Below are 17899 nucleotides of genomic sequence, written 5' to 3' on the forward strand. Positions count from 1 at the left end.
AATGCGCCACACCGCCGAGTGCACCGGTTTGGTTCCTTCGGGGTTCACAGATCGTTGAGCAGCACGGCCGCCCCGTCGAAGCGTCCCACCTTCAGATCGCTCAACGTCCGCTGGGCCTCGGAGAGCGGGCGAGATGCACGACGAATGGATCGCCTTCCCCCGCCGCTATCTGCCCGAAGGCAGCATGGGCCGCCAACTACGCCGGCCCGCGCACTCCCCAGCACCACCGGCGAATGATCGGCTACACCATCTCGCGGGACGCCATCGGCCTCGGCCACGCTGCCGATCACGTCGACCAGAGCAAGCCACGACGGCCGGCCCGTGACGACGATGCCTGAGCCCTCAGCTTGGGAAGCTGCGGGCATTTGCGGCCAGTTCGGGCGCCGACCTGGGCGGACGACCGGGCCTGGGTCTCGTCTGGCTCGGAAGCTTTCACCGTGATTCCCCGCTGTTCCCCGCCTGATCTGGTGCGCTTGTGGTGCGCTGGAGGGCTTTCCCCTACTGCAATGGAGCCGCGTTCCGACGCTGGGCGAGTCGGCGCCGTACCACCCAGAGGGTGTTCACGACCAGCAACGCAGCTCCTGCGATAGGCCAGCCCACGGAGCCCCCGTCACGGTGGGTCTTGATGCCAACGGCAAGCAGCAATCCGCTGGACACCAGGCCCATCACGTCATGGACGACGTCCGTGATCCTGTTGATCTTCAGAAGGTTGGCCACGGCTTGATCGTGACAGCCCAAGTAACCCCACGCCAAGGGCTCTCGTCCGAGGAGCGTGCGACACCCGCTTTAGGAGTTCGATCCCGCTTCTGTGAACCCAGCGTCTTGCTGCCGCGCGTTGTATGCACGCTGTCCAGGAGGTACGCCGATGTCTGAGGTTATTGATGTCAATGATGGATGTCAGGCCGTGGTGCGATGACCGTGGCCGACGCGTGCTCGTTGGCCGCCTCGGCACCCCCTTGCTGCCCTGCTGCCCCGGCCTGCGAGAGTGGCCCCGTGCTACTGGATCCTGAGAACACTCTGTTCGTCCGTGGTGCCACGCCCGTGCTCCTGCTGGCTGACGCGCCTGTCCACGATGCCCTGCCGCTCCTGACCGCGCCGGACGGAGCGTTGCCCTTGTGCGAGGGTTGGAACATCGTTCCCCGACTCACCCTGTGTGTCGTAGACGGACCCGGGGACCACGGCCTCGTCGTCCCCGCTCTCGCTGCGCCGGTGGTCGGCGGAGCCGACGACGGCACGGCATCGAGCGGCATGGGCGACTGGTGTGCGGATGCCGAGCAGGCTGGCGGAGCAGTCGTTCTGTCTTTGGACCGCCTGCCTGAGGCACTCGACTGGTCTGCCCTGCTGTCCTCGGGAACTGCCCGCGGCGGCTTCATGCCTGCGCTGGCCTGACCGTAAGAGCGTCGGACTCGCAAAGCGAGCGTTGGACATGCTGACTTTGCGAGTCTTGCACTCCGGACCTCTTCGTCCCGAAGCAACTTGGGCGGGCGCCCGACCTTGGACCGGTGCGCTTCTCACCCGCGGCGACAGTCCATGGGTGTTCGCGGTTGTCCGCCGTTGTGCGCGGGCGTTGTCACGCAGTTAGACACTCACCTTCCCCCACGGCGGTGTCGTAGGGCTCGGTTAAGTTGCCTGCATGATTGACAGGGATCCGCTTGTGCCGGCACTCACCGGCCTGCTCGTCGACGTCATGTGGTGGTTGGACAGCTGCGGGGACGAGGAAGTGGATCCCGACTCCGCGGTGAAGATGATGGAGAGCGTGCGCTGGGTGCTCCTGCAACTGCCCTCGGACCAACGCCAACGGCTCTTGCAGGTGCTCGCGGACCTGGTCGTGAGGGAGCAAGACCCTGCACGGCGCGAGTTCCTGGAGTCGTTCCCCTTCGCGATCGGCATGGTCGAGGACCAGGAGGACTGAGGTGAGCTGGCTGCGACCTCAGTTCAGCCACAACTGATCACCGGCGGCCGTGACCTGCGGCCGCCTAAACGATCAACGTCCTGACCTGCTGCTGAGCTGTCGGCAGTTGTCGGCGTTGGTCATCATTGAGCGCCCTTCCACGGCCCCAGGACGGCCCGGGAGGGCGCTCGTGCGTGAGCACCGCTTTAGGAGCGAGGTTGGGCGGTCACGGGCCTGACCTGCGGATTTCCTACCTTGGGCACAGTCTGGTGGAACTCACCCCTGTCGACCCCGGTTCCCCGTGAGTCCCCGTCCGTTCTGGCACGGGAGTGGCACGGCCCGCGGGCAGCGCCGGTCCCCTTGATGCGAACTACTCCGTGGTCGGCTGCTCAACTCAGTTGACCGGAGGAGCCGCGGTTGCTCTACTGCGATGCCGGACCGGGGAGGACGTGTGGCAGAACTGCCGGAGAGTGTAGATCGCGACATTCTGGAGGGGCGCACCATCCTCGCAGTGAAGGCGATTCGTGAGGCACAAGGATGCCCGCTCCGCGAAGCGGTTGATCTTTACCATCAGCGCTACGGAGAACTTCATCCTGAGCCGGACTCCGCCCAGGAAGCTCCCCGGCCCCGCGTGCTGCGGTTCGAGCGGGATGGCTCTTTGATCGTGTTTGAGGGACTGCAAGACGGTCAGTAGCCGAAGAACTGGTTTCAATGGGCGCCCAAGTCGACTGATGGCGTTGAGCATTGGCCTGACCTGCGCTGATGTGCGCGCTATCTGTCGTCGCCTGTCGACGTTGGTCACTGCCGGACGGCCCAGAGACGGCCCGAGGGAGCGCACTCCCGGATGCAATGATCTCTAGGGAGGGGTGCAGATGGACATGCTTGAGCTGATGGGGTGGCTGGCCGAGCGCGGGGTCACGACCGTGTTCAAGGTCGACGGTGACCGCATGGTTGAGCACCGGAAGGCATGGATGGTCATCGTCAGCGGTGGGCCACTCGGTGAGGACTCGTTCTTCCGTGCAGACGTGGCCACGGTGGATGCATGCCTTGACTCGCTGCTCGCTCACCTGGAGAGCAAGGGCTTGTCGCCGTTTGCGTGATCGGCATCTCTGCCTGGCCGCCGCTGGCACTCGATCTTGAAAACCGTCGCGGCAGCGATGTCAACGTGGGTTCAAATCCCACCCCTCCGCGCGATGAGCAGTGAGAACGGCCTCTGACCTGGGTTTTCGGTCGGGGGTCGCTCCTGTGTCCCGGTGCCATGACTGCCCGGTGGTCCCCGTGGTTTCCCCGCTCGATCGGGCACGGCTGGGGCACGGTTACCTTCTGATCCGTAGCTCTATGTGGATCGGTTATCGGCGGTCGGACCGGCCAACTTCCGGTCTCGTCGGGGTTCTGCTGTGCGCGGCCGGTTGCTGTGGTTGCTGTACTTCGCTGCTGTACAGCTAGTGCTCGTCGGCCCATGACCGGAACATCGTCAGGAGTTCGGTCAAGTTGCCGGGACCGCAGGCGCCGTCGAATTGATGGTCTACCACTCGCGCGAAGATCCAGTCATTGGGGCCGCGCGTGATGGTTTGCTTGGGGTACTCGCACTCTTCAACCGAAGTGCCCTCAAGATCAATCCTGATGGTCCACCCAGGGTTGTCGAGCGTCGCGATCTTGACACCCCATTCGTGCTCCCAATCGCCGTCGCACTGCTCGGTGTACCACCCCTGTAGCCAGCTGAGAACGCTGTCCGAGTCGCTCATGTCCGCTGATCCTATAGACGGCTGCGGCCTGACTTTGCGGCCTCATCCTTATCAGGTCGATCACGCCGCTCGTCGATGTCGGCTAACCGACCGTGGACCCAGGAGGGTCGTTCGCTGAAGGTCGCCACCGACCGTTGCTGTCCGCGCCTGTTGGTGTCAGGCGTTGGTGTCAGCCTGAACGTCGGCGGTCGTCGCTAGGCTGTCCTGCACTGAGGCCGGTCAGAGAACCGTTATGGTCCGCGGCCTAAGGGGGGCGGGATCTGAAAGGTCCCCGGGTTCGCCTCGGGACTGTAGTCGATGCCAGAGGACCGCCCCCCTCCCATTCATACAGCCGAGGCCTCCGCTACGCCTCGGTCATCGGCGTTCGACTCGTGTGGCTGCGGGCAATACGTCGATCTCGGGCACGCGCCGATCGGGCAACCTCGACGGCCGCGAGCAAGCGCTGGCCGGCGCGCACATAGTCCAGCGACGGAGCAAAGCTCTTGCACCGCTCCACGATCGTCCAGCACATGTCGTCCGAGGGGATCGTCTTCCCCTTCAGGTAGCTCTCAACTCTGAAGGTCAGGCTTCCGAAGATCAGCCACAGCTGGTCATCCAGCCGGGTCATACCAAGCAGCCGCTTCAGTTCGTCAATGACCCGCTGCTGTTCAGGCGGGGGGGCGATGGATACGCGGGGTGCCCTTGGCGTGAACTGCCGCCCAGACTCGACTTTCTGAACCAGACGTGTGTACCTGTCCTTCCACTGGACCGCGAGCGTGCGCCCTTCGTGATCAGCGGGAAGCCAGCCGATCCACGCCCAAGCTGGCTCCGCATAGAGCAGATCGTCCGAAGACCACTGCTCGTCCGCTGGGTTACCAGCCCACCACCGAAGCAGCGTGCCGACGGTTTCCTTCTTGGGGAGCCGCGTGCCAGAAAGAGCCGCATACAAGGACGCCCTGGAGGCCGTGGTGGCCTCATGCCCGGCGATCCATGCCACTGAGACCTTCCCCTCCCCGAGTTGCCGAAGGTCGTATGCGAACTCCTGGAGCGGCCCTGCTTGAGGGTCCGGGATTCGCGGACGAGCTGGCATATGCCAATCCCCCCCTTCGGTCCTGTCGTTGATGTCTCGCGACATCTTTTCACAAGATCGTTCTGTCAGTGCCGCCCCATATGCTTTTCCACGGCGACGAGAGCAGCCGCGAGGGAGGCCTGAGTTGACGGGTCTGTCCGAGCGGCAACCGCTCCAACGGGCTTTCGCCGCGCAGCAATCCGGTGCCGGTCGACCACCTGGAGGTGACACGACTGCGGCCCCCCGCTCCAACGGGGGGCCGCATAGCAATCCGATGGGTCTCGCACCCAAGCAGAAGCACATCCGCACTTCAGTGAGAGGGTAGAACCATCAGTTCCAGCAACGAGATTACGGGTCAGCCTGTCCCTGCGTCGAGCCGGGACCCCCTTTGGAAGTCATCGTGGACGGCTGTCCGTGCCTTCTCTTCGAAGCACCGCGTCCTGAGCGGACTTCTCGGTGCCGCTGCATTTGGCCTGACCAGCGGGGCCTGCAAGGTCTTCGGTCAGGACTTTGCCGAGCGGGTCATCACCTGGGCAAGCCAGTTCTGAGCGCCAACGGCGGTCCGCTCCAGTGACCGGGCGGACCGCCAATTCGAGGTGATCGTGACGGTGCGCACTCAGTAGCTTCAGGATCGCGGAATGATCCACTGCGTTAACCCACCACTCACCTCAGCTCCCATCCCGTACGCCGTCGACCCACACACCGTGGAGCAGGCGTGGTTCCTGGCGTCCAGGTGGAGCGCGCCACTGTACGAACGACCTGGACGCCAGGGGCCGCGTCTGCTCGGCTCTGCCTGGGTCGATGGTGTGCGGGATGGGAGCCCCAGCATCCGCCACAACGGGCCCGCAGTCGGCGACGGCGCCCCCTCCATCCCGGTGCCGGCCGATCCCCCGCCGGAGGCACTGTTCTGACCGCCGCGTACGCCGTGATCGACTCATGGCCACCGGCCCTATCCACCAGTGGGCGCGCGTCGGCGCAGCGCGGGCGGAGCGGGCCGAAGGCAGGAGCGTCGCCCGCAGCGGAGCCGGGAAGCGCGCCCGGCGGAGCGGAGCGCAGCCGGGGCTTGAACCAGTAGAGAAAGTTGTAACTCAGTCCGTCGGACGGGGCTTGAAGTCGTACGCGCACGCTGGGAGTTCGGCCGCCTGGCGGTACGCGAGTGGCAGGAAGAGCACTGGTCGGATCGTCCAGGTGATGCGGGTCTTGGCGTGGGTCACTGACACCGTGCATGGCTCGGCGCGCAGCAAGGCTCGGCGGGTTTCGATGCGGCCCTCGTACAGCCACTCCCACGCCTCGTCGGAGGCGTCCGCGTCCAGGGCCGGCGAGATGGTGCGGAGGGCGACCGCTACCCAACGGTCGGCCTGGGGTGCCGAGTACGCGTCGAACGATGCCAGTAGCGCCGGCCCCCACTGCTCGGTCAGGTCCTCGGTCCAGCACTCGCACCAGTAGCCCCACTTCGGCGGCTTCAGCATGGGTGGCCTCCCAGCCGGGCGTCCGCATACAACTCCGCGGTGACCGTGTGGCCCTGGTCGCTGTCGTGCACGACGACCCGGTGGGCGATGGCGCTGACCATGCCCAGCCCGCGGCCGTGCTCGGCGTCCTGGTCCTGGTGCTCGACCTTCGGGGCCGTGGCCGTGCCGCCGTCGTCCGTGACCGACACCGCCACCACCTGAGCCGAGACGGCGACGGCCAGGTGGAAGCTGCCGTACTCCCGGCCGCTGGCCGTGTGCAGGATCGCGTTCGCGCTCAGCTCGCCCACGATCAGTTCGGCGTCTTCGGCTAAGGGGGAGCCGCGCAGAATGTCGCGGGTCCATCGGCGGGCCCGGCCCACTTCTTCGGGAAATCCTGGGCAACTCAGTCCCCAGACCCGGGCTGTACTCGTATACTCGTGCATACAAGTTCCTTCGTGCTGGTAGGCCGCCATGTGCAGCGGGTTCGGGCTAGACGAGTTTCACGCCGTCGTGGGCGCGGATGGCCGGCGGGGTCGTCGCGTCGAGTGCGTCCAGGACGCGGATCGCGTACGCCTCGTCGGCAAGCTCGGTGACCTCTGCGCGGGTGGCCCAGCGCAGTGCACGGGTCTCGTCACCGGTGGTGGGCGTGCCGTCGGCGGCTTCGCAGCGGAAGACCAGCGAGACGATCAACCCCTTCATGTTCTTGTAGACGCCGGTCAGGGTCGCCGGAAGAGCGATCTTGATGCCGGTTTCTTCGAGGACTTCGCGCTGGAGGGCTTCCGGGATGGTCTCCTCGCGTTCAAGGACGCCGCCCGGCGGCTCCCACTTGCCGTTGTCCCGGCGCTGGATCAGGAGGGCCCGGCCGTGGCCGTCGACGACGACCCCGGCGACGCTCACGGAGTGCGGGCGTTCTGTGCTCACGTTCCTCGGCCCTCTCGGCTGGCTAGGCTCTCCACCGTAGCAACAACACTCGCCCACTCGTCTAGATACCTAAAGGAGTACTCAACGTGAGCCCTCTCCCTTCCGGCCTCCTCGGCGATCTCGACCCCACGAGCGATCGTGCGGTCTTCCGGCAGATCGCTGATCAGCTGCGTGAGGCCATTGACCGTGGGCGATTCCGCGAGGGTGAGAAGCTGCCCTCCGAGGCTGAGCTTGTCGAGCACTACGGAGTTTCCCGAATGACCGTCCGGAACTCCTTCTCCATCCTCACGGGGGAGGGCCTGGTGCACGCCGAGCATGGCAAGGGCGTCTTCGTACGACCACGACCGCCCGTGCGGCGACTCGCCTCCGACCGCTTCGCCCGACGGCACAGGGAGCAGGGGAAATCCGCGTTCATCGTCGAAGCCGACGCGGCCGGCAGTCACCCCCAGGTCGACAGCCTTGAGGTCAAGGAGGAGAAGGCCAGCCAGGACATCTCCACCCGACTCGGATCCGTCCGGCGCGTGCTCGCCCGTCGGCGCCGGTACCTCCTCGACGGACGGCCCGTCGAGTTCGCCACCTCCTACCTCCCCCTCGACATCGCACGCGGCACCCCCATTGCCGAACCCAACCCCGGCCCCGGCGGCATCTACGCCCGCCTCGAAGAGCTCGGACATCGTCTCGACCACTTCGAGGAAGAGATCCGTGCCCGGATGCCTTCGCCCGCCGAGGTCAAGACGCTGCACCTGGCGGCCGGCGTACCGGTGATTCATCTGATCCGGACCGCTTTCGACACCGAGGGGCGCGCCGTCGAGGTGTGCGACACCGTCATGGCGGCGGACGCATACGTCCTGTCGTACCAGCTCCCGGCAACGTGATGGACGGCGGCACAGCTCTAGGTAGTCGGCTCGTCCTCGCCATCGGGGACCGGCGGGAACATGTGACCGATGCTGTTCCACATGAAGCCCTCCCGCCAGTTGGGCTTGTCGAGCATCCAGCCGAGGAGCGCTTGCAGGACCTTCTCCTGCGACACCGTCAGTGTCTGGTAGTGCTCCGAGGGGACGCCGTCGCGGTATTCCAGCTGGTAGGTGTTGTTGTCGCGGAACCAGACCTGGATGTACCAGTCACCCTCGCGTTCCTCGTCCTGGCGCTCAAGAATCAGGTACTCGTTGCCGCGTCGCAGGTTGGCGAGCATGGTCCCCACTGCCGGCTTCGTGGGGCGCTTCAGCTGGTGGCCACGGCCGTTGGTCGCTATGAGCATGGGTGGATTGTGGCGGGTGGGTCTGACACGGGCGCAGGCCGCTTCTCTGAACTCGTACACCGCAACACGCTTACTCGTATAGACGAGTGGGCAAGTTGTGTGGCAAGTGGCCCGTACGAGCCCGGGAGACCGGGTTCGCAGGCAGACTCTTGTATAGACGAGTAGATAGGGGAACTCCCTTGCACACCATCCGTGTTGAGACCTCCGCCGCGACGATCCTCCTCACCGAGGCCCCGGAGCCGAAGGTCCGCGACCGGCAGACGGGCGAGATCGCCAAGGACGCGAACAGCGGTGAGGCCCTGATGACGATCGGCGTCGTCTACATCGAGGACGGCGAGTCGTCGCTGATCAAGGTCACCGTTCCGGAGGGCGGCATCTCCGAGGGGCTGACCCTCGGGGCGCCGGTCTCGCTCCCGGGGTTGGTCGCCCGTCCGTGGGAGTCCGTGTTCAACGGGCAGCAGCGCCACGGCATCGCCTACCGGGCTGCCGCCGTCACGCCGGCCGCCTTCCCGGTCGCCAGCGGGGCCGCTGCCTGATGGCCGACCTGACGACGCTCCTGGAGGTGGGTGGCCCCCTCGCCGCGCTCGGCGGCGGGGCCGCCTACACCCGGGCCAAGCATCCGGCGGTGTACTGGTCCGCGGTCGGCCTGCCGATATCCACGGCTCGGCTGCTCGGCTCGTACAGCTCGGTCATGGAAGCGTGCGGCCTGACCGTGGCGCCCTCCCGGCTCCGGGTCCTCGCCGTCAAGGCCACGACCAACCGTGAGGTCCGGCCCGTACCGCCCCGCCGGGGACTCATCCGGCCCACCTCGACCGGTCTCCGGATCCGGCTGAGGCTCGCGCCGGGGCAGGAGCCGGCCGACGTCGCCGCCTCGGCGGAACGGCTGCGGCACGCGTGGGGTGTGCACGCCGTGTACGTCACGACCGTCAAGCCGGGCGTGGTTGAACTGCGGCTGGTCGGCTACGACGTACTACGGCGGGTACGGATGCCCCGCAAGGTCGCGGACGGCCCTCTCAAGGTGCCGGTCGCGCTGCGGGAAGACGCCATGCCGTTCGTCCGGGACTACCGCACCATCCCGCACCAACTCACCCTCGGTGCCACCCTGTCCGGCAAGTCCATGTACCTGCGCCACCTGATCGCCGGACTCGCCCGGCAGCCCGTCGCCCTGGTCGGCATCGACTGCAAGCGGGGAGTGGAGCTGGCACCCTTCGCCGCTCGGCTCTCGGCGCTGGCCACCGACCCGGAGCAGGCGGCCGAACTGCTGCCCGTGCTGGTCAAGGAAATGGAGGACCGATACGACCTGATCAAGGCCCGGCAGGGGATCGCGCCGGACACGCCGGACGAGGAGATCACGTCCGACGTATGGGGCCTGCCCGAGAAGCAACGCCCGATGCCCATCGTGCTGTTCGTGGACGAGGTGGCCGAGCTGTTCCTGGTCGCCACGAAGAAGGATGAGGAACGCCGGGACGAGATGGTCACCCAGCTCATCCGCCTTGCCCAGCTCGGCCGTGCCGCCGGCATCTACCTGGAGGTGTGCGGGCAGCGCTTCGGTGCCGAGCTCGGCAAGGGCGCCACCATGCTCCGGGCCCAGCTCACCGGGCGTGTCTGCCACCGCGTGAACGACGAAGCCTCCGCCAAGATGGCGCTCGGCGACATCGCCCCCGAAGCGGTCCATGCCGCCTGCGCCATCGCCCCTGAGCGGCCCGGCCTCGCCGTGGCCGGTGACACCTCCGGCGGCTGGTCCCGCATCCGCACGCCGTACCTCTCCCTCGGCGCCGCTGCCGAGACCTGCCGCGAGTCGGCGCACCTGGTGCCCGACCTGCCCGCACTCAAGCCCTTCCGGCCCGACGTGCCCCTACGGCCGGTCGAACCCCCGGTCTCGCTGGTCAAGCCGCGCCCGGTGACCGACTGACCTTCGTTCCAACCCGGTCGGCGTGACCGCCTCACGCCACGTCCCTACCCCTCCCATGCCCGAACCCGAAAAGGAGCCGCAGCATGCGCGCCCACCTGGCCCGCGTCGACGCGGTACTCGTCCAAGCGGTCATCGCCGCCGCGCTGTCCTTCGCCCACCTGCACGACATCGCCTCGGCCGCCGGGCAGGCCGGGTGGAAAGCATGGGCCTACCCGATCAGCGTCGACCTGCTGCTCGTCGCCGCCTGGCGTCGACTCCGGACCGGCGACACGAAAGCCGCCGGATGGTGCTGGTTCGTCGTCGCGCTCACCGCTTCCCTCGGCGCCAACGTCGCCACCGCCGGACTCCTCGACATGCACCAGGTGCCGGCATGGCTCCGCATTCTCGTCGCGGGCTGGCCCGCGGTCGCCTTTCTCGGGGGCACTCTCCTCGCCCACACCGCACCCAAGCCACAAGCCGACACCGACGAACGTGTCATCGAGAACCAGGAGGACGACACCGAACCCGTCCCTGAGGCACCCGCCCAACCGGCCGTCGAGGCACCACCGGAACGCCCTGCCGTGCCCGTCCCTGCCGCCCTCGTCGAACACGCCCGCAAGGTCGCCGCCGTACATCACGCCCGTACCGGCGCCCCGATCGACACCCCGACCCTCCGCACCCGCCTCGGCGTTCCGGCCCCCATGGCCGAAGCCATCGCCGCCCAGCTCTGAAGGCGGGCCCTGTCCGGAGGCTTTACCGCTTCCGCAACACTCGCCGCGTTCCGACAACGGCCGAAACGATCAGCACCTCAAGGCAGCACATGGTGATGACGGTGCCCCAGGACTCGCCCAACCACCACCTTCCCCCAACACACGCGAGCCCAAGTACCAAAGCGGCCGAACCGAAGGCGGCCAGCCGCCGCGCCCCTTGTGACATGCCGCCTGTCTACACGCCCTCGCACCCCTTGGGTGAGCAATCAATGAAAAGGAGATCATCCGTGACCGCCAACCGCCGCTTCCGCGACGTCACCCGCATCGGCCCCGTCCAGGTCGGCACCGCCTACGACAACCGGGGCCGCGAGAAGCACACCGCCGCCTGCACCGCCCCGCGCTGCGGCTTCGCCGCCGACTACGACAGCCGCGCCGCCGCCGAACTCGCGGCCCGCACGCACCGCTGCCCCGTCCGCTGAAAGGACTTCGCACACCGTGACCGTCAGCCTGCCGCTGGTCTTCGTCCTCGGCTTCTTCGCCTGGGGAGCGGTCAAGTTCCTCGGCGTTCGTCCGTGGATCGTCGTCCTGATCGCCCTCTTCGGCTTCTGGCTCTCGCACACCTTCCTGGCCCCGGCCATTGAGTCCGGCACGCGTTCCGGCGTGAGCGTCATAAACGGCACACATGACTAGACGAGTAGATAAGGAGGGCTAGCTGTGTTCTTGCCCAAGTACCCCGACAGCCCGACTCCGCCGGCCACGCACACTCACACCCCGGCCGAACCGGCCCCCGACCGGCGTTCGCTGCCGTCCCTGTCCATCGACAACAAGACGATCGCGACCGTGATCGTCGGCGGCGTCGTCCTCACCGCGCTCCTGGCAGCCGTCGCCGTCACGGCCATATCGGTGGCCGTCGCCGCCGTGGTCCTGCGCTCCCTGCTCCGCGAGCAGCACCGCCGCTGAAGAACAGCGCCCGACGCCCGGGGCGGCCCGATACCGCCAAGCATCCGCCGCCCCGGGCTCCCTCCCTCCCGACCGAACCAGTCAGTCAGAAGGAGACCGCCATCTTCACCCGCGCCACCCCGCCCCCGATCCCAGAACTCGCAAGGCTGGCCGAACACGGCACCCTGCCCGGTATCCTCCGGCAGCTCTCCGGCCTCGGCGGCTGCACCCACCCGATCCGCCTCGACGGCCACCGCACCGAGTACGACATCGACACCACCACCGGTGAGATCGGCCGCGTCCTCCATCACCTCGACTCGACCGCCCTCCCCGCCAGCCAACTCCTGGTCCGCTGCAACAACCGCCGCACCACCCGCTGCCCGGCCTGCGCGGAGGTCTACCGCCGCGACACCTTCCACCTCATCACCGCCGGACTGCGCGGAGGCAAGGGCACCCCGGAACAGGTCGCCGCACACCCCCGCGTCTTCGCCACCTTCACCGCCCCCGGCTTCGGACCGGTCCACAACCGCCGCACCGACGGCCGCCCCTGCCGCTGCGGCACCCTCCACGACCAGGACGACGACGCCCTTGGCACCCCGCTCGCCCCGGACACCTACGACTACGAAGCGGCCGTCCTCTGGAACGCCCATGCCGGGCAGCTCTGGCGGCGCTTTTCCGTCTACCTGTGCCGGGAGGTGGCAAAGCGAGCGGGCCTGTCACAGCGGCGTTTCCGCGAGCACGCGCGCGTGTCCTTCGCCAAAGTCGCCGAGTACCAAAAGCGCGGAGCCGTCCACTTCCACGCGGTCATCCGCCTCGACGGTCCCGGCGGCGGAGACACCCCGCCCCCGCCCTGGGCAACGGCCGAACTCCTCACCGACGCCATTCGGGCATCCGTTGCCAGGGTCCGCATCGACGGCCCGGTCATCGACGGCCGCGCCCACACCTTCACCTTCGGCCGCCAGCTCGACGTCCGCACCATCCGCTCCGCCGACTTCAACGACGGCCAGGAGCTGACCGAGCGGGCCGTAGCGGCGTACATCGCCAAGTACGCCACCAAGGGAGCCGAGACCGCGACGGGTGCCCTCGACCGCCCGCTGAAGTTCGCCGCCGAACTCGCCCAGCTCGACATCAGCGACCACGCGCGCCGCCTCATCCGAACGGCCTGGACCCTCGGCGCGCGCAAGGACCTGGAACACCTCCGCCTGCGCGCCTGGGCCCACATGCTCGGCTTCCGCGGCCACTTCTCCACCAAGTCCCGCCGCTACTCCACGACCCTCGGCGCCCTCCGCGACGCCCGTGCCGAGTGGCGCCGAGCACAGGCGGCGGCACCCAACGGCCCGGAGATCGAGACGACGTACGTCCTCGCCCACTGGGTGTTCGCCGGCACCGGCCTGTCCGACGCCGAAGCCTGGCTTGCCGCCTCCCTCGAACCCGCTCCCGGAACGGAAGGAGAGCCCACGCATGGCTGATCGACGCCGCGCCTCTGTCGAAGTAGCCCCCGCACCGCGCGCCCTGCCGACGCGGTTCCTAACTCCTGACGACCTGGTGGAGATGTTCGAGCTGCCTAGTGTCGAGACGGTTTACCAGTGGCGTCGTAAGCGCACCGGCCCTCGTGGCTTCCGGGTCGGCCGGCACCTTCGATTCGATCCGGAAGACGTACGCGCTTGGGTGGAGTCCCAGATCAAGAGGGTCGCTGCCTGATGGCCGGACACATCCAAGATCGCTGGTACAAGGAAGAGAAGGGCCCGGACGGTAAGACTCGCAAGGCCAAGACCGAGCGCTATGGCACGGGCATGCGCTACCGCGCCCGCTACGTCGGCCCGGACGGCACCGAGAAGTCCAAGAGTTTCCCCGACCGTCAGAAGCGGCTCGCCGAACAGTGGCTGGCGCAGACCGAAGCGGACATGGCGCGGGGACAGTACATCGACCCCCGCGCGGCCCGGATCACTTTCCAGCAGTACGCCGAGAAGTGGGTGACCCACGCGCCGGACCCGAACACGCAGGCCTCGATGGAGTCGCAGCTTCGGTTGCACGCCTACCCGGACCTGGGTTCGCGCCCTCTCGGCTCGTTCCAGCCCGCTCACATCCGTGATTGGGTGCGGCAGCTCCAAGAGAACGGCGTCCGTGGCTCGTATGCCCGGACGATCTACTCCAACGTGCGCGCCGCCCTCAGCGCGGCCGTGGATGACGGGCACCTTCCCCGGAACCCGTGCGCCGCCCGCTCAGTCCGTCCACCGTCTGTGGACAACAAGCGCGTCGTGCCTTGGACGCCGGAACGGGTCTTCGCCGTCCGGGCCGGCATGCCCGAGAGGTACCAAGCCATGGTCGACCTGGGCGGCGGCTGCGGCCTTCGACAGGGCGAGATCCTGGGCGTGGCCGTCGACACGCTCGACTTCGAGTCGGACACCCTCCACGTGGTCCAGCAGCTCAAGCTGAGCCGCAGCAAGCCGGTCTTCGCCCCGCCGAAGGGTGGCAAGCTCCGGGACGTACCGCTCCCCGGTCCGGTCGCTGACGTCCTCCGCGCCCACATGAAGCGATTCCCGCCGGTCGAGATCACCTTGCCGTGGAAGGTGGCGGACGGGCCTCCGGTGACCAAGCGGCTGATCTTCACCGGACCGCGCGGCGGGCACGTCTGGCGTACGTCGCTCAACGAGGAGGTGTGGAAGCGGGCCCTCGCCTCGGCCGGCGTGATCCCTGAGCGGAAGCCGGGCGGGTCGTACGCCGAGTCCCGCGAGAACGGCATGCACGCCCTCCGCCACTTCTACGCCTCGGTGCTCCTGGACGCGGGAGAGAACATCAAGGCCCTCGCCGAGTACCTCGGCCACTCTGACCCCGGCCTGACCCTGCGCGTGTACGCGCACCTCATGCCGTCCAGCCAGGAGCGCACCCGCAAGGCCGTGGCCGCCGTCTTCAGCGGCGAAATAGCCGGTGTCTGAGACGGCTCAGACACTTACGCTCCTGATCAGAAACGGGAGGGGAAGAGGGATGGCGGTCAAGTACTTCACGTTGGTCTGCGACGACGTGCCCCACGAGGTGGTGCTCGTCCACCCGGGTGCCTGTCCGCTCGATGTAGCCCAGGTTGTACGCCGGATGACTGGACTGAGCCTCTGGCGTAGCAAGGTGCTGGTGGATCAAGCCCCTGTCGTGATTCTCGACCGCATTCCGGAAGAGACCGCCGAGAGAGCGGTCGCGGCCCTGCGCGATGCAGGAGGGCAGGCAGAGCTGAGGCAGCAGCCGAAACCGCACTCCCCCGGCCCTGTCTCCTGACAGCCCGGTCGAGCAGCTCACGGCCCAGAGACGGCCCCAGCGCAGCAACAAGCCCCCTACTAGCGAAGAAAACGCAGGTAGGGGGCTTATTCGTGGGCGCTTACTTCTTCTTGCCCTGGTTCTTGACCGCCTCGATCGCCGCCGCGGCCGCCTCGGGGTCGAGGTAGCTGCCGCCGGGGGTGACCGGCTTGAAGTCGGCGTCGAGCTCGTAGACGAGGGGGATGCCCGTCGGGATGTTCAGGCCCGCGATGTCGGCGTCGGAGATGCCGTCCAGGTGCTTGACCAGCGCGCGCAGGGAGTTGCCGTGGGCCGCGACCAGGACCGTGCGGCCGGTCAGGAGGTCGGGGACGATGGCGTCGAACCAGTACGGAAGCATCCGCTGGACGACGTCCTTCAGGCACTCCGTCTTCGGGCGCAGCTCCGGCGGGAGCGTCGCGTAGCGCGGGTCGTCGAACTGGGAGAACTCGGAGTCGTCCGCGAGCGGCGGCGGCGGGGTGTCGTAGGAGCGGCGCCAGAGCATGAACTGCTCCTCGCCGAACTCGGCCAGCGTGGCCGCCTTGTCCTTGCCCTGGAGGGCGCCGTAGTGGCGCTCGTTCAGGCGCCAGCTGCGGTGGACCGGGATCCAGTGGCGGTCCGCGGCCTCGAGGGCCAGCTGGGCCGTGCGGATCGCGCGCTTCTGGAGGGACGTGTGGACCACGTCGGGGAGAAGGTCGGCGTCCTTCAGGAGCTCGCCACCGCGGACTGCCTCCTTCTCGCCCTTCTCGTTGAGGTTGACGTCCACCCAGCCGGTGAACAGGTTCTTCGCGTTCCACTCGCTCTCGCCGTGGCGGAGGAGGATCAGCTTGTACGGTGCGTCGGCCATGGGAAAGAGCGTAATCCACGGGTTCGCGGCCCCGCCCGGGCCGGTCGGTGGGTGGACGGTTGACGGCATCTGTTAATCGAGTGGTCGCCGGCAGACCTCGCATGTAAGTTGTGCTTACCGCTTGAGCCGCTTACTGCGCCCACACCGGGCGCGCTTTGATCCGTGGGGGGTCTTGTCATGTCCGCCGCCCGTCTCCGACGTGCCGCCCGGGAGAGCGTCTCCGGGCTCCCCCGTGAGTTCTGGTGGCTGTGGACCAGCACCCTCGTCAACCGGCTCGGCGCCTTCGTGGCCACCTTCATGGCCCTCTACCTCACCCTCGACCGCGGCTACTCCGCCTCGTACGCCGGCCTCGTCGCCTCGCTGCACGGGCTGGGCGGGGTCGTCTCCTCGCTGGGGGGCGGAGTGATGGCCGACCGGCTGGGCAGGCGTCCGACCCTCCTCATCGCCCAGTCGGCCACCGCCGCCTCCGTCGCCCTGCTCGGCTTCATGACGGACCCCGTCGCCATCGCCGCCGTCGCCTTCCTCGTCGGTATGGCCTCCAACGCCTCCCGGCCCGCCGTACAGGCGATGATGGCCGACATCGTCCGGCCCGAGGACCGGGTGCGGGCCTTCTCCCTCAACTACTGGGCCATCAACCTCGGCTTCGCCGTCTCCTCCATGGCCGCCGGGTTCATCGCCGAGTTCAGCTATCTCGCCGGCTTCCTCATCGAGGCCGGGATGACCCTGGCCTGCGCGCTCGTCGTCTTCCTGAAGGTGCCCGAGTCCCGGCCGACCGCCCACGTGAAGGAGCGGGACAGCGCCGTCAGCCTCGGGACCGTGCTGCGCGACGGGCGGTACATGGCCGTCGTCGGGCTGTCCTTCCTGGTCGCGCTGGTGTTCCAGCAGGGGTCCGTGGGGCTGCCGGTGGCCATGGGGCGGGCCGGGTTCTCGCCCGCCGACTACGGCCTCGCCATCGCCGTCAACGGCATCCTGATCGTCGTCCTGCAGATCCCGGTCACCCGGTTCATCGAGCACCGCGACCCGCGCACCCTGCTGGTCGTCTCCTCGCTGCTCGCCGGTTACGGCTTCGGGCTCACCGCGTTCGCCGGCTCGGTCGGCGTCTTCATGGTCACCGTGTGCGTCTGGACCCTCGCCGAGATCGTCAACGCCCCGACCCAGACCGGACTCGTGGTCCGGCTGTCCCCGGTCCACGGTCGCGGCCGCTACCAGGGCGTCTACACACTGTCCTGGTCCGTCGCCGCACTGGTCGCCCCGCTGATGTCCGGCACGGTCATCGACCGGCTGGGCGCGGAGTGGCTGTGGGGCATGTGCGCCGCGGTGGGCACGGTCGCCGGGCTCGGGTACGGGGTTCTCATGCGGGGGCTGCGGAAGGAGAGCCCGGCCGCCCCCGCGCCGGACCCGCAGCCGCGCGCGTCCGAACAGGCCGCCTGAGCGGCTCGGGCAGCCAGCCCCCGGAGGTCCGTCGAGGAGGCCGAAGAGGCCGATGAGACGAGGAGTCCGAAGAGATCGCGCCGCCCGCCGAGGCGATCGGCCGTCCAGGATCACCGTCCCGCCGGCGGCCGACGTACGTGTCGAGCAGCGGGAACGTCGTATCCACGGGAACTCCCCGCCCCCGCACCGAAAGCGTTCCGGCGCGGGGGCGGGGAATGTGAGGCACGGCCCAGCCGTCAGCCGGCGGTCCGATCGAAAATCGAGCCGACTTTGCCGAAACCGGACGCACCCTGGCCCTGGCCGAAGCCGGACGCGTCCTGGCCGGAATCGGGTTTGGCCACAGAGGTGCTCCCGAAATCACCCCCGGCGCCACCCATGACACTGCCCATCCCCACGTCGTCGTTGTCGTCGGCGAGGGCCTGGGCCGCACCACCCAGCAGAACGGTTCCGGCAAGAGCGAGGGCAGCCAGCACGGCAGGTGCACGCAT

25 protein-coding genes are annotated in these 17899 nt (G+C 68.1%); 15 read left to right on the top strand and 10 right to left on the bottom strand.

What is annotated here, in order from left to right; genetic code table 11:
• Positions 1-498: 498 nt before the first annotated feature.
• On the bottom strand, positions 499-717 hold the full coding sequence (locus SRB17_RS30820; protein WP_153543390.1) for a hypothetical protein: 219 nt from the start codon (positions 715-717) through the stop codon (positions 499-501).
• Positions 718-1633: 916 nt separating this feature from the next.
• Here SRB17_RS30820 and SRB17_RS30830 point away from each other — a divergent pair.
• The 3 genes from SRB17_RS30830 (at position 1634) to SRB17_RS30840 (ending at position 2991) form a co-directional block, all read left to right on the top strand.
• Entirely contained in the window at positions 1634-1912 is a 279-nt protein-coding gene (locus tag SRB17_RS30830; protein ID WP_153543391.1) for a hypothetical protein, read from the top strand.
• A 430-nt stretch (positions 1913-2342) separates the two neighbouring features.
• Positions 2343-2585 carry a hypothetical protein gene (locus tag SRB17_RS30835; protein WP_153543392.1) on the top strand — a complete coding sequence of 81 codons (243 nt, stop codon included), beginning with the start codon at positions 2343-2345 and terminating at the stop codon, positions 2583-2585.
• A 178-nt stretch (positions 2586-2763) separates the two neighbouring features.
• Positions 2764-2991 carry a hypothetical protein gene (locus tag SRB17_RS30840; protein WP_153543393.1) on the top strand — a complete coding sequence of 76 codons (228 nt, stop codon included), beginning with the start codon at positions 2764-2766 and terminating at the stop codon, positions 2989-2991.
• Positions 2992-3333: 342 nt separating this feature from the next.
• On the opposite strand, the gene SRB17_RS30845 is transcribed toward SRB17_RS30840, so the two are convergent.
• The 6 genes from SRB17_RS30845 to SRB17_RS45575 form a co-directional block, all read right to left on the bottom strand.
• Positions 3334-3636, bottom strand: coding sequence for an immunity 53 family protein (locus SRB17_RS30845; protein ID WP_153543394.1), 303 nt, complete (start codon positions 3634-3636; stop codon positions 3334-3336).
• 343 nt (positions 3637-3979) lie between these two features.
• The gene (locus SRB17_RS30850; protein ID WP_153543395.1) at positions 3980-4612 is read right to left on the bottom strand and encodes a hypothetical protein; all 633 of its coding nucleotides are present in this window, start codon (positions 4610-4612) and stop codon (positions 3980-3982) included.
• Positions 4613-5772: 1160 nt separating this feature from the next.
• Positions 5773-6153 (bottom strand): hypothetical protein, encoded by a 381-nt coding sequence (locus tag SRB17_RS30855; RefSeq protein ID WP_153543396.1) that lies wholly within the window; start codon positions 6151-6153, stop codon positions 5773-5775.
• Positions 6147-6575 (bottom strand): ATP-binding protein, encoded by a 429-nt coding sequence (locus tag SRB17_RS30860; RefSeq protein WP_153543397.1) that lies wholly within the window; start codon positions 6573-6575, stop codon positions 6147-6149. The genes SRB17_RS30855 and SRB17_RS30860 overlap by 7 nt, the downstream gene beginning before the upstream one ends.
• Before the next feature lie 46 nt (positions 6576-6621).
• Positions 6622-7029: an NUDIX hydrolase gene (locus SRB17_RS30865; protein ID WP_323376511.1), complete on the bottom strand. Its 408-nt coding sequence runs from the start codon at positions 7027-7029 to the stop codon at positions 6622-6624.
• Between the two features lie 20 nt (positions 7030-7049).
• The gene (locus SRB17_RS45575) at positions 7050-7295 is read right to left on the bottom strand and encodes a hypothetical protein (RefSeq protein ID WP_194294204.1); all 246 of its coding nucleotides are present in this window, start codon (positions 7293-7295) and stop codon (positions 7050-7052) included.
• Here SRB17_RS45575 and SRB17_RS30870 point away from each other — a divergent pair.
• Positions 7209-7928 carry a GntR family transcriptional regulator gene (locus SRB17_RS30870; RefSeq protein WP_323376512.1) on the top strand — a complete coding sequence of 240 codons (720 nt, stop codon included), beginning with the start codon at positions 7209-7211 and terminating at the stop codon, positions 7926-7928. The genes SRB17_RS45575 and SRB17_RS30870 overlap by 87 nt on opposite strands.
• A 17-nt stretch (positions 7929-7945) precedes the next feature.
• Here the strand turns inward: SRB17_RS30870 and SRB17_RS30875 are convergent, their stop codons facing one another.
• The gene (locus SRB17_RS30875; RefSeq protein WP_228396357.1) at positions 7946-8311 is read right to left on the bottom strand and encodes a hypothetical protein; all 366 of its coding nucleotides are present in this window, start codon (positions 8309-8311) and stop codon (positions 7946-7948) included.
• Between the two features lie 179 nt (positions 8312-8490).
• Between SRB17_RS30875 and SRB17_RS30880 the strand changes: the two genes are divergently transcribed.
• From SRB17_RS30880 to SRB17_RS30925, 10 genes are all read left to right on the top strand, one after another.
• Positions 8491-8847, top strand: coding sequence for a hypothetical protein (locus SRB17_RS30880; RefSeq protein ID WP_153543398.1), 357 nt, complete (start codon positions 8491-8493; stop codon positions 8845-8847).
• Complete coding sequence (locus SRB17_RS30885; protein WP_153543399.1) at positions 8847-10223, top strand: FtsK/SpoIIIE domain-containing protein; 1377 nt, start codon at positions 8847-8849, stop codon at positions 10221-10223. Before SRB17_RS30880 ends, SRB17_RS30885 begins: the two co-directional genes overlap by 1 nt.
• An 83-nt stretch (positions 10224-10306) precedes the next feature.
• Positions 10307-10933 (top strand): DUF2637 domain-containing protein, encoded by a 627-nt coding sequence (locus tag SRB17_RS30890; RefSeq protein ID WP_153543400.1) that lies wholly within the window; start codon positions 10307-10309, stop codon positions 10931-10933.
• Between the two features lie 266 nt (positions 10934-11199).
• On the top strand, positions 11200-11391 hold the full coding sequence (locus SRB17_RS30895) for a mobile element transfer protein (protein WP_323376478.1): 192 nt from the start codon (positions 11200-11202) through the stop codon (positions 11389-11391).
• A gap of 16 nt (positions 11392-11407) precedes the next feature.
• Positions 11408-11602 (top strand): hypothetical protein, encoded by a 195-nt coding sequence (locus SRB17_RS30900; protein WP_323376479.1) that lies wholly within the window; start codon positions 11408-11410, stop codon positions 11600-11602.
• Between the two features lie 24 nt (positions 11603-11626).
• Complete coding sequence (locus SRB17_RS30905) at positions 11627-11872, top strand: SpdD protein (protein WP_323376480.1); 246 nt, start codon at positions 11627-11629, stop codon at positions 11870-11872.
• 128 nt (positions 11873-12000) lie between these two features.
• Positions 12001-13320: a replication initiator gene (locus SRB17_RS30910; RefSeq protein WP_323376513.1), complete on the top strand. Its 1320-nt coding sequence runs from the start codon at positions 12001-12003 to the stop codon at positions 13318-13320.
• Positions 13313-13552 (top strand): helix-turn-helix transcriptional regulator, encoded by a 240-nt coding sequence (locus SRB17_RS30915; protein ID WP_153543403.1) that lies wholly within the window; start codon positions 13313-13315, stop codon positions 13550-13552. The genes SRB17_RS30910 and SRB17_RS30915 overlap by 8 nt, the downstream gene beginning before the upstream one ends.
• A complete protein-coding gene (locus SRB17_RS30920; protein ID WP_153543404.1) occupies positions 13552-14787 on the top strand; it encodes a tyrosine-type recombinase/integrase in 1236 nt (411 codons plus the stop codon). Before SRB17_RS30915 ends, SRB17_RS30920 begins: the two co-directional genes overlap by 1 nt.
• Before the next feature lie 49 nt (positions 14788-14836).
• Complete coding sequence (locus SRB17_RS30925) at positions 14837-15118, top strand: ribosomal protein L7/L12 (RefSeq protein WP_153543405.1); 282 nt, start codon at positions 14837-14839, stop codon at positions 15116-15118.
• Between the two features lie 100 nt (positions 15119-15218).
• Here SRB17_RS30925 and SRB17_RS30930 read toward each other — a convergent pair whose 3' ends face one another.
• Positions 15219-15980, bottom strand: coding sequence for a phosphoglyceromutase (locus SRB17_RS30930; protein WP_153543406.1), 762 nt, complete (start codon positions 15978-15980; stop codon positions 15219-15221).
• Positions 15981-16157: 177 nt separating this feature from the next.
• Between SRB17_RS30930 and SRB17_RS30935 the strand changes: the two genes are divergently transcribed.
• Positions 16158-17411, top strand: a complete 1254-nt coding sequence (locus SRB17_RS30935; protein ID WP_153543407.1) for an MDR family MFS transporter — start codon at positions 16158-16160, stop codon at positions 17409-17411.
• A gap of 236 nt (positions 17412-17647) precedes the next feature.
• Here the strand turns inward: SRB17_RS30935 and SRB17_RS30940 are convergent, their stop codons facing one another.
• Positions 17648-17899, bottom strand: coding sequence for a hypothetical protein (locus tag SRB17_RS30940; protein WP_153543408.1), 252 nt, complete (start codon positions 17897-17899; stop codon positions 17648-17650).

Source organism: Streptomyces sp. RB17 (genome assembly GCF_009604455.1).
Taxonomy (GTDB): domain Bacteria; phylum Actinomycetota; class Actinomycetes; order Streptomycetales; family Streptomycetaceae; genus Streptomyces.

Bases quoted from the DNA above. Each gene is read 5' to 3' on its own strand.
- SRB17_RS30855 (WP_153543396.1), bottom strand. From the start codon at position 6,153: ATGCTGAAGCCGCCGAAGTGGGGCTACTGGTGCGAGTGCTGGACCGAG.
- SRB17_RS30940 (WP_153543408.1), bottom strand. From the start codon at position 17,899: ATGCGTGCACCTGCCGTGCTGGCTGCCCTCGCTCTTGCCGGAACCGTT.
- SRB17_RS30840 (WP_153543393.1), top strand. From the start codon at position 2,764: ATGGACATGCTTGAGCTGATGGGGTGGCTGGCCGAGCGCGGGGTCACG.
- SRB17_RS30915 (WP_153543403.1), top strand. From the start codon at position 13,313: ATGGCTGATCGACGCCGCGCCTCTGTCGAAGTAGCCCCCGCACCGCGC.
- SRB17_RS30845 (WP_153543394.1), bottom strand. From the start codon at position 3,636: ATGAGCGACTCGGACAGCGTTCTCAGCTGGCTACAGGGGTGGTACACC.
- SRB17_RS30935 (WP_153543407.1), top strand. From the start codon at position 16,158: ATGTCCGCCGCCCGTCTCCGACGTGCCGCCCGGGAGAGCGTCTCCGGG.
- SRB17_RS30885 (WP_153543399.1), top strand. From the start codon at position 8,847: ATGGCCGACCTGACGACGCTCCTGGAGGTGGGTGGCCCCCTCGCCGCG.
- SRB17_RS30875 (WP_228396357.1), bottom strand. From the start codon at position 8,311: ATGCTCATAGCGACCAACGGCCGTGGCCACCAGCTGAAGCGCCCCACG.
- SRB17_RS30860 (WP_153543397.1), bottom strand. From the start codon at position 6,575: ATGCACGAGTATACGAGTACAGCCCGGGTCTGGGGACTGAGTTGCCCA.
- SRB17_RS30920 (WP_153543404.1), top strand. From the start codon at position 13,552: ATGGCCGGACACATCCAAGATCGCTGGTACAAGGAAGAGAAGGGCCCG.
- SRB17_RS30890 (WP_153543400.1), top strand. From the start codon at position 10,307: ATGCGCGCCCACCTGGCCCGCGTCGACGCGGTACTCGTCCAAGCGGTC.
- SRB17_RS30930 (WP_153543406.1), bottom strand. From the start codon at position 15,980: ATGGCCGACGCACCGTACAAGCTGATCCTCCTCCGCCACGGCGAGAGC.
- SRB17_RS30830 (WP_153543391.1), top strand. From the start codon at position 1,634: ATGATTGACAGGGATCCGCTTGTGCCGGCACTCACCGGCCTGCTCGTC.
- SRB17_RS30925 (WP_153543405.1), top strand. From the start codon at position 14,837: ATGGCGGTCAAGTACTTCACGTTGGTCTGCGACGACGTGCCCCACGAG.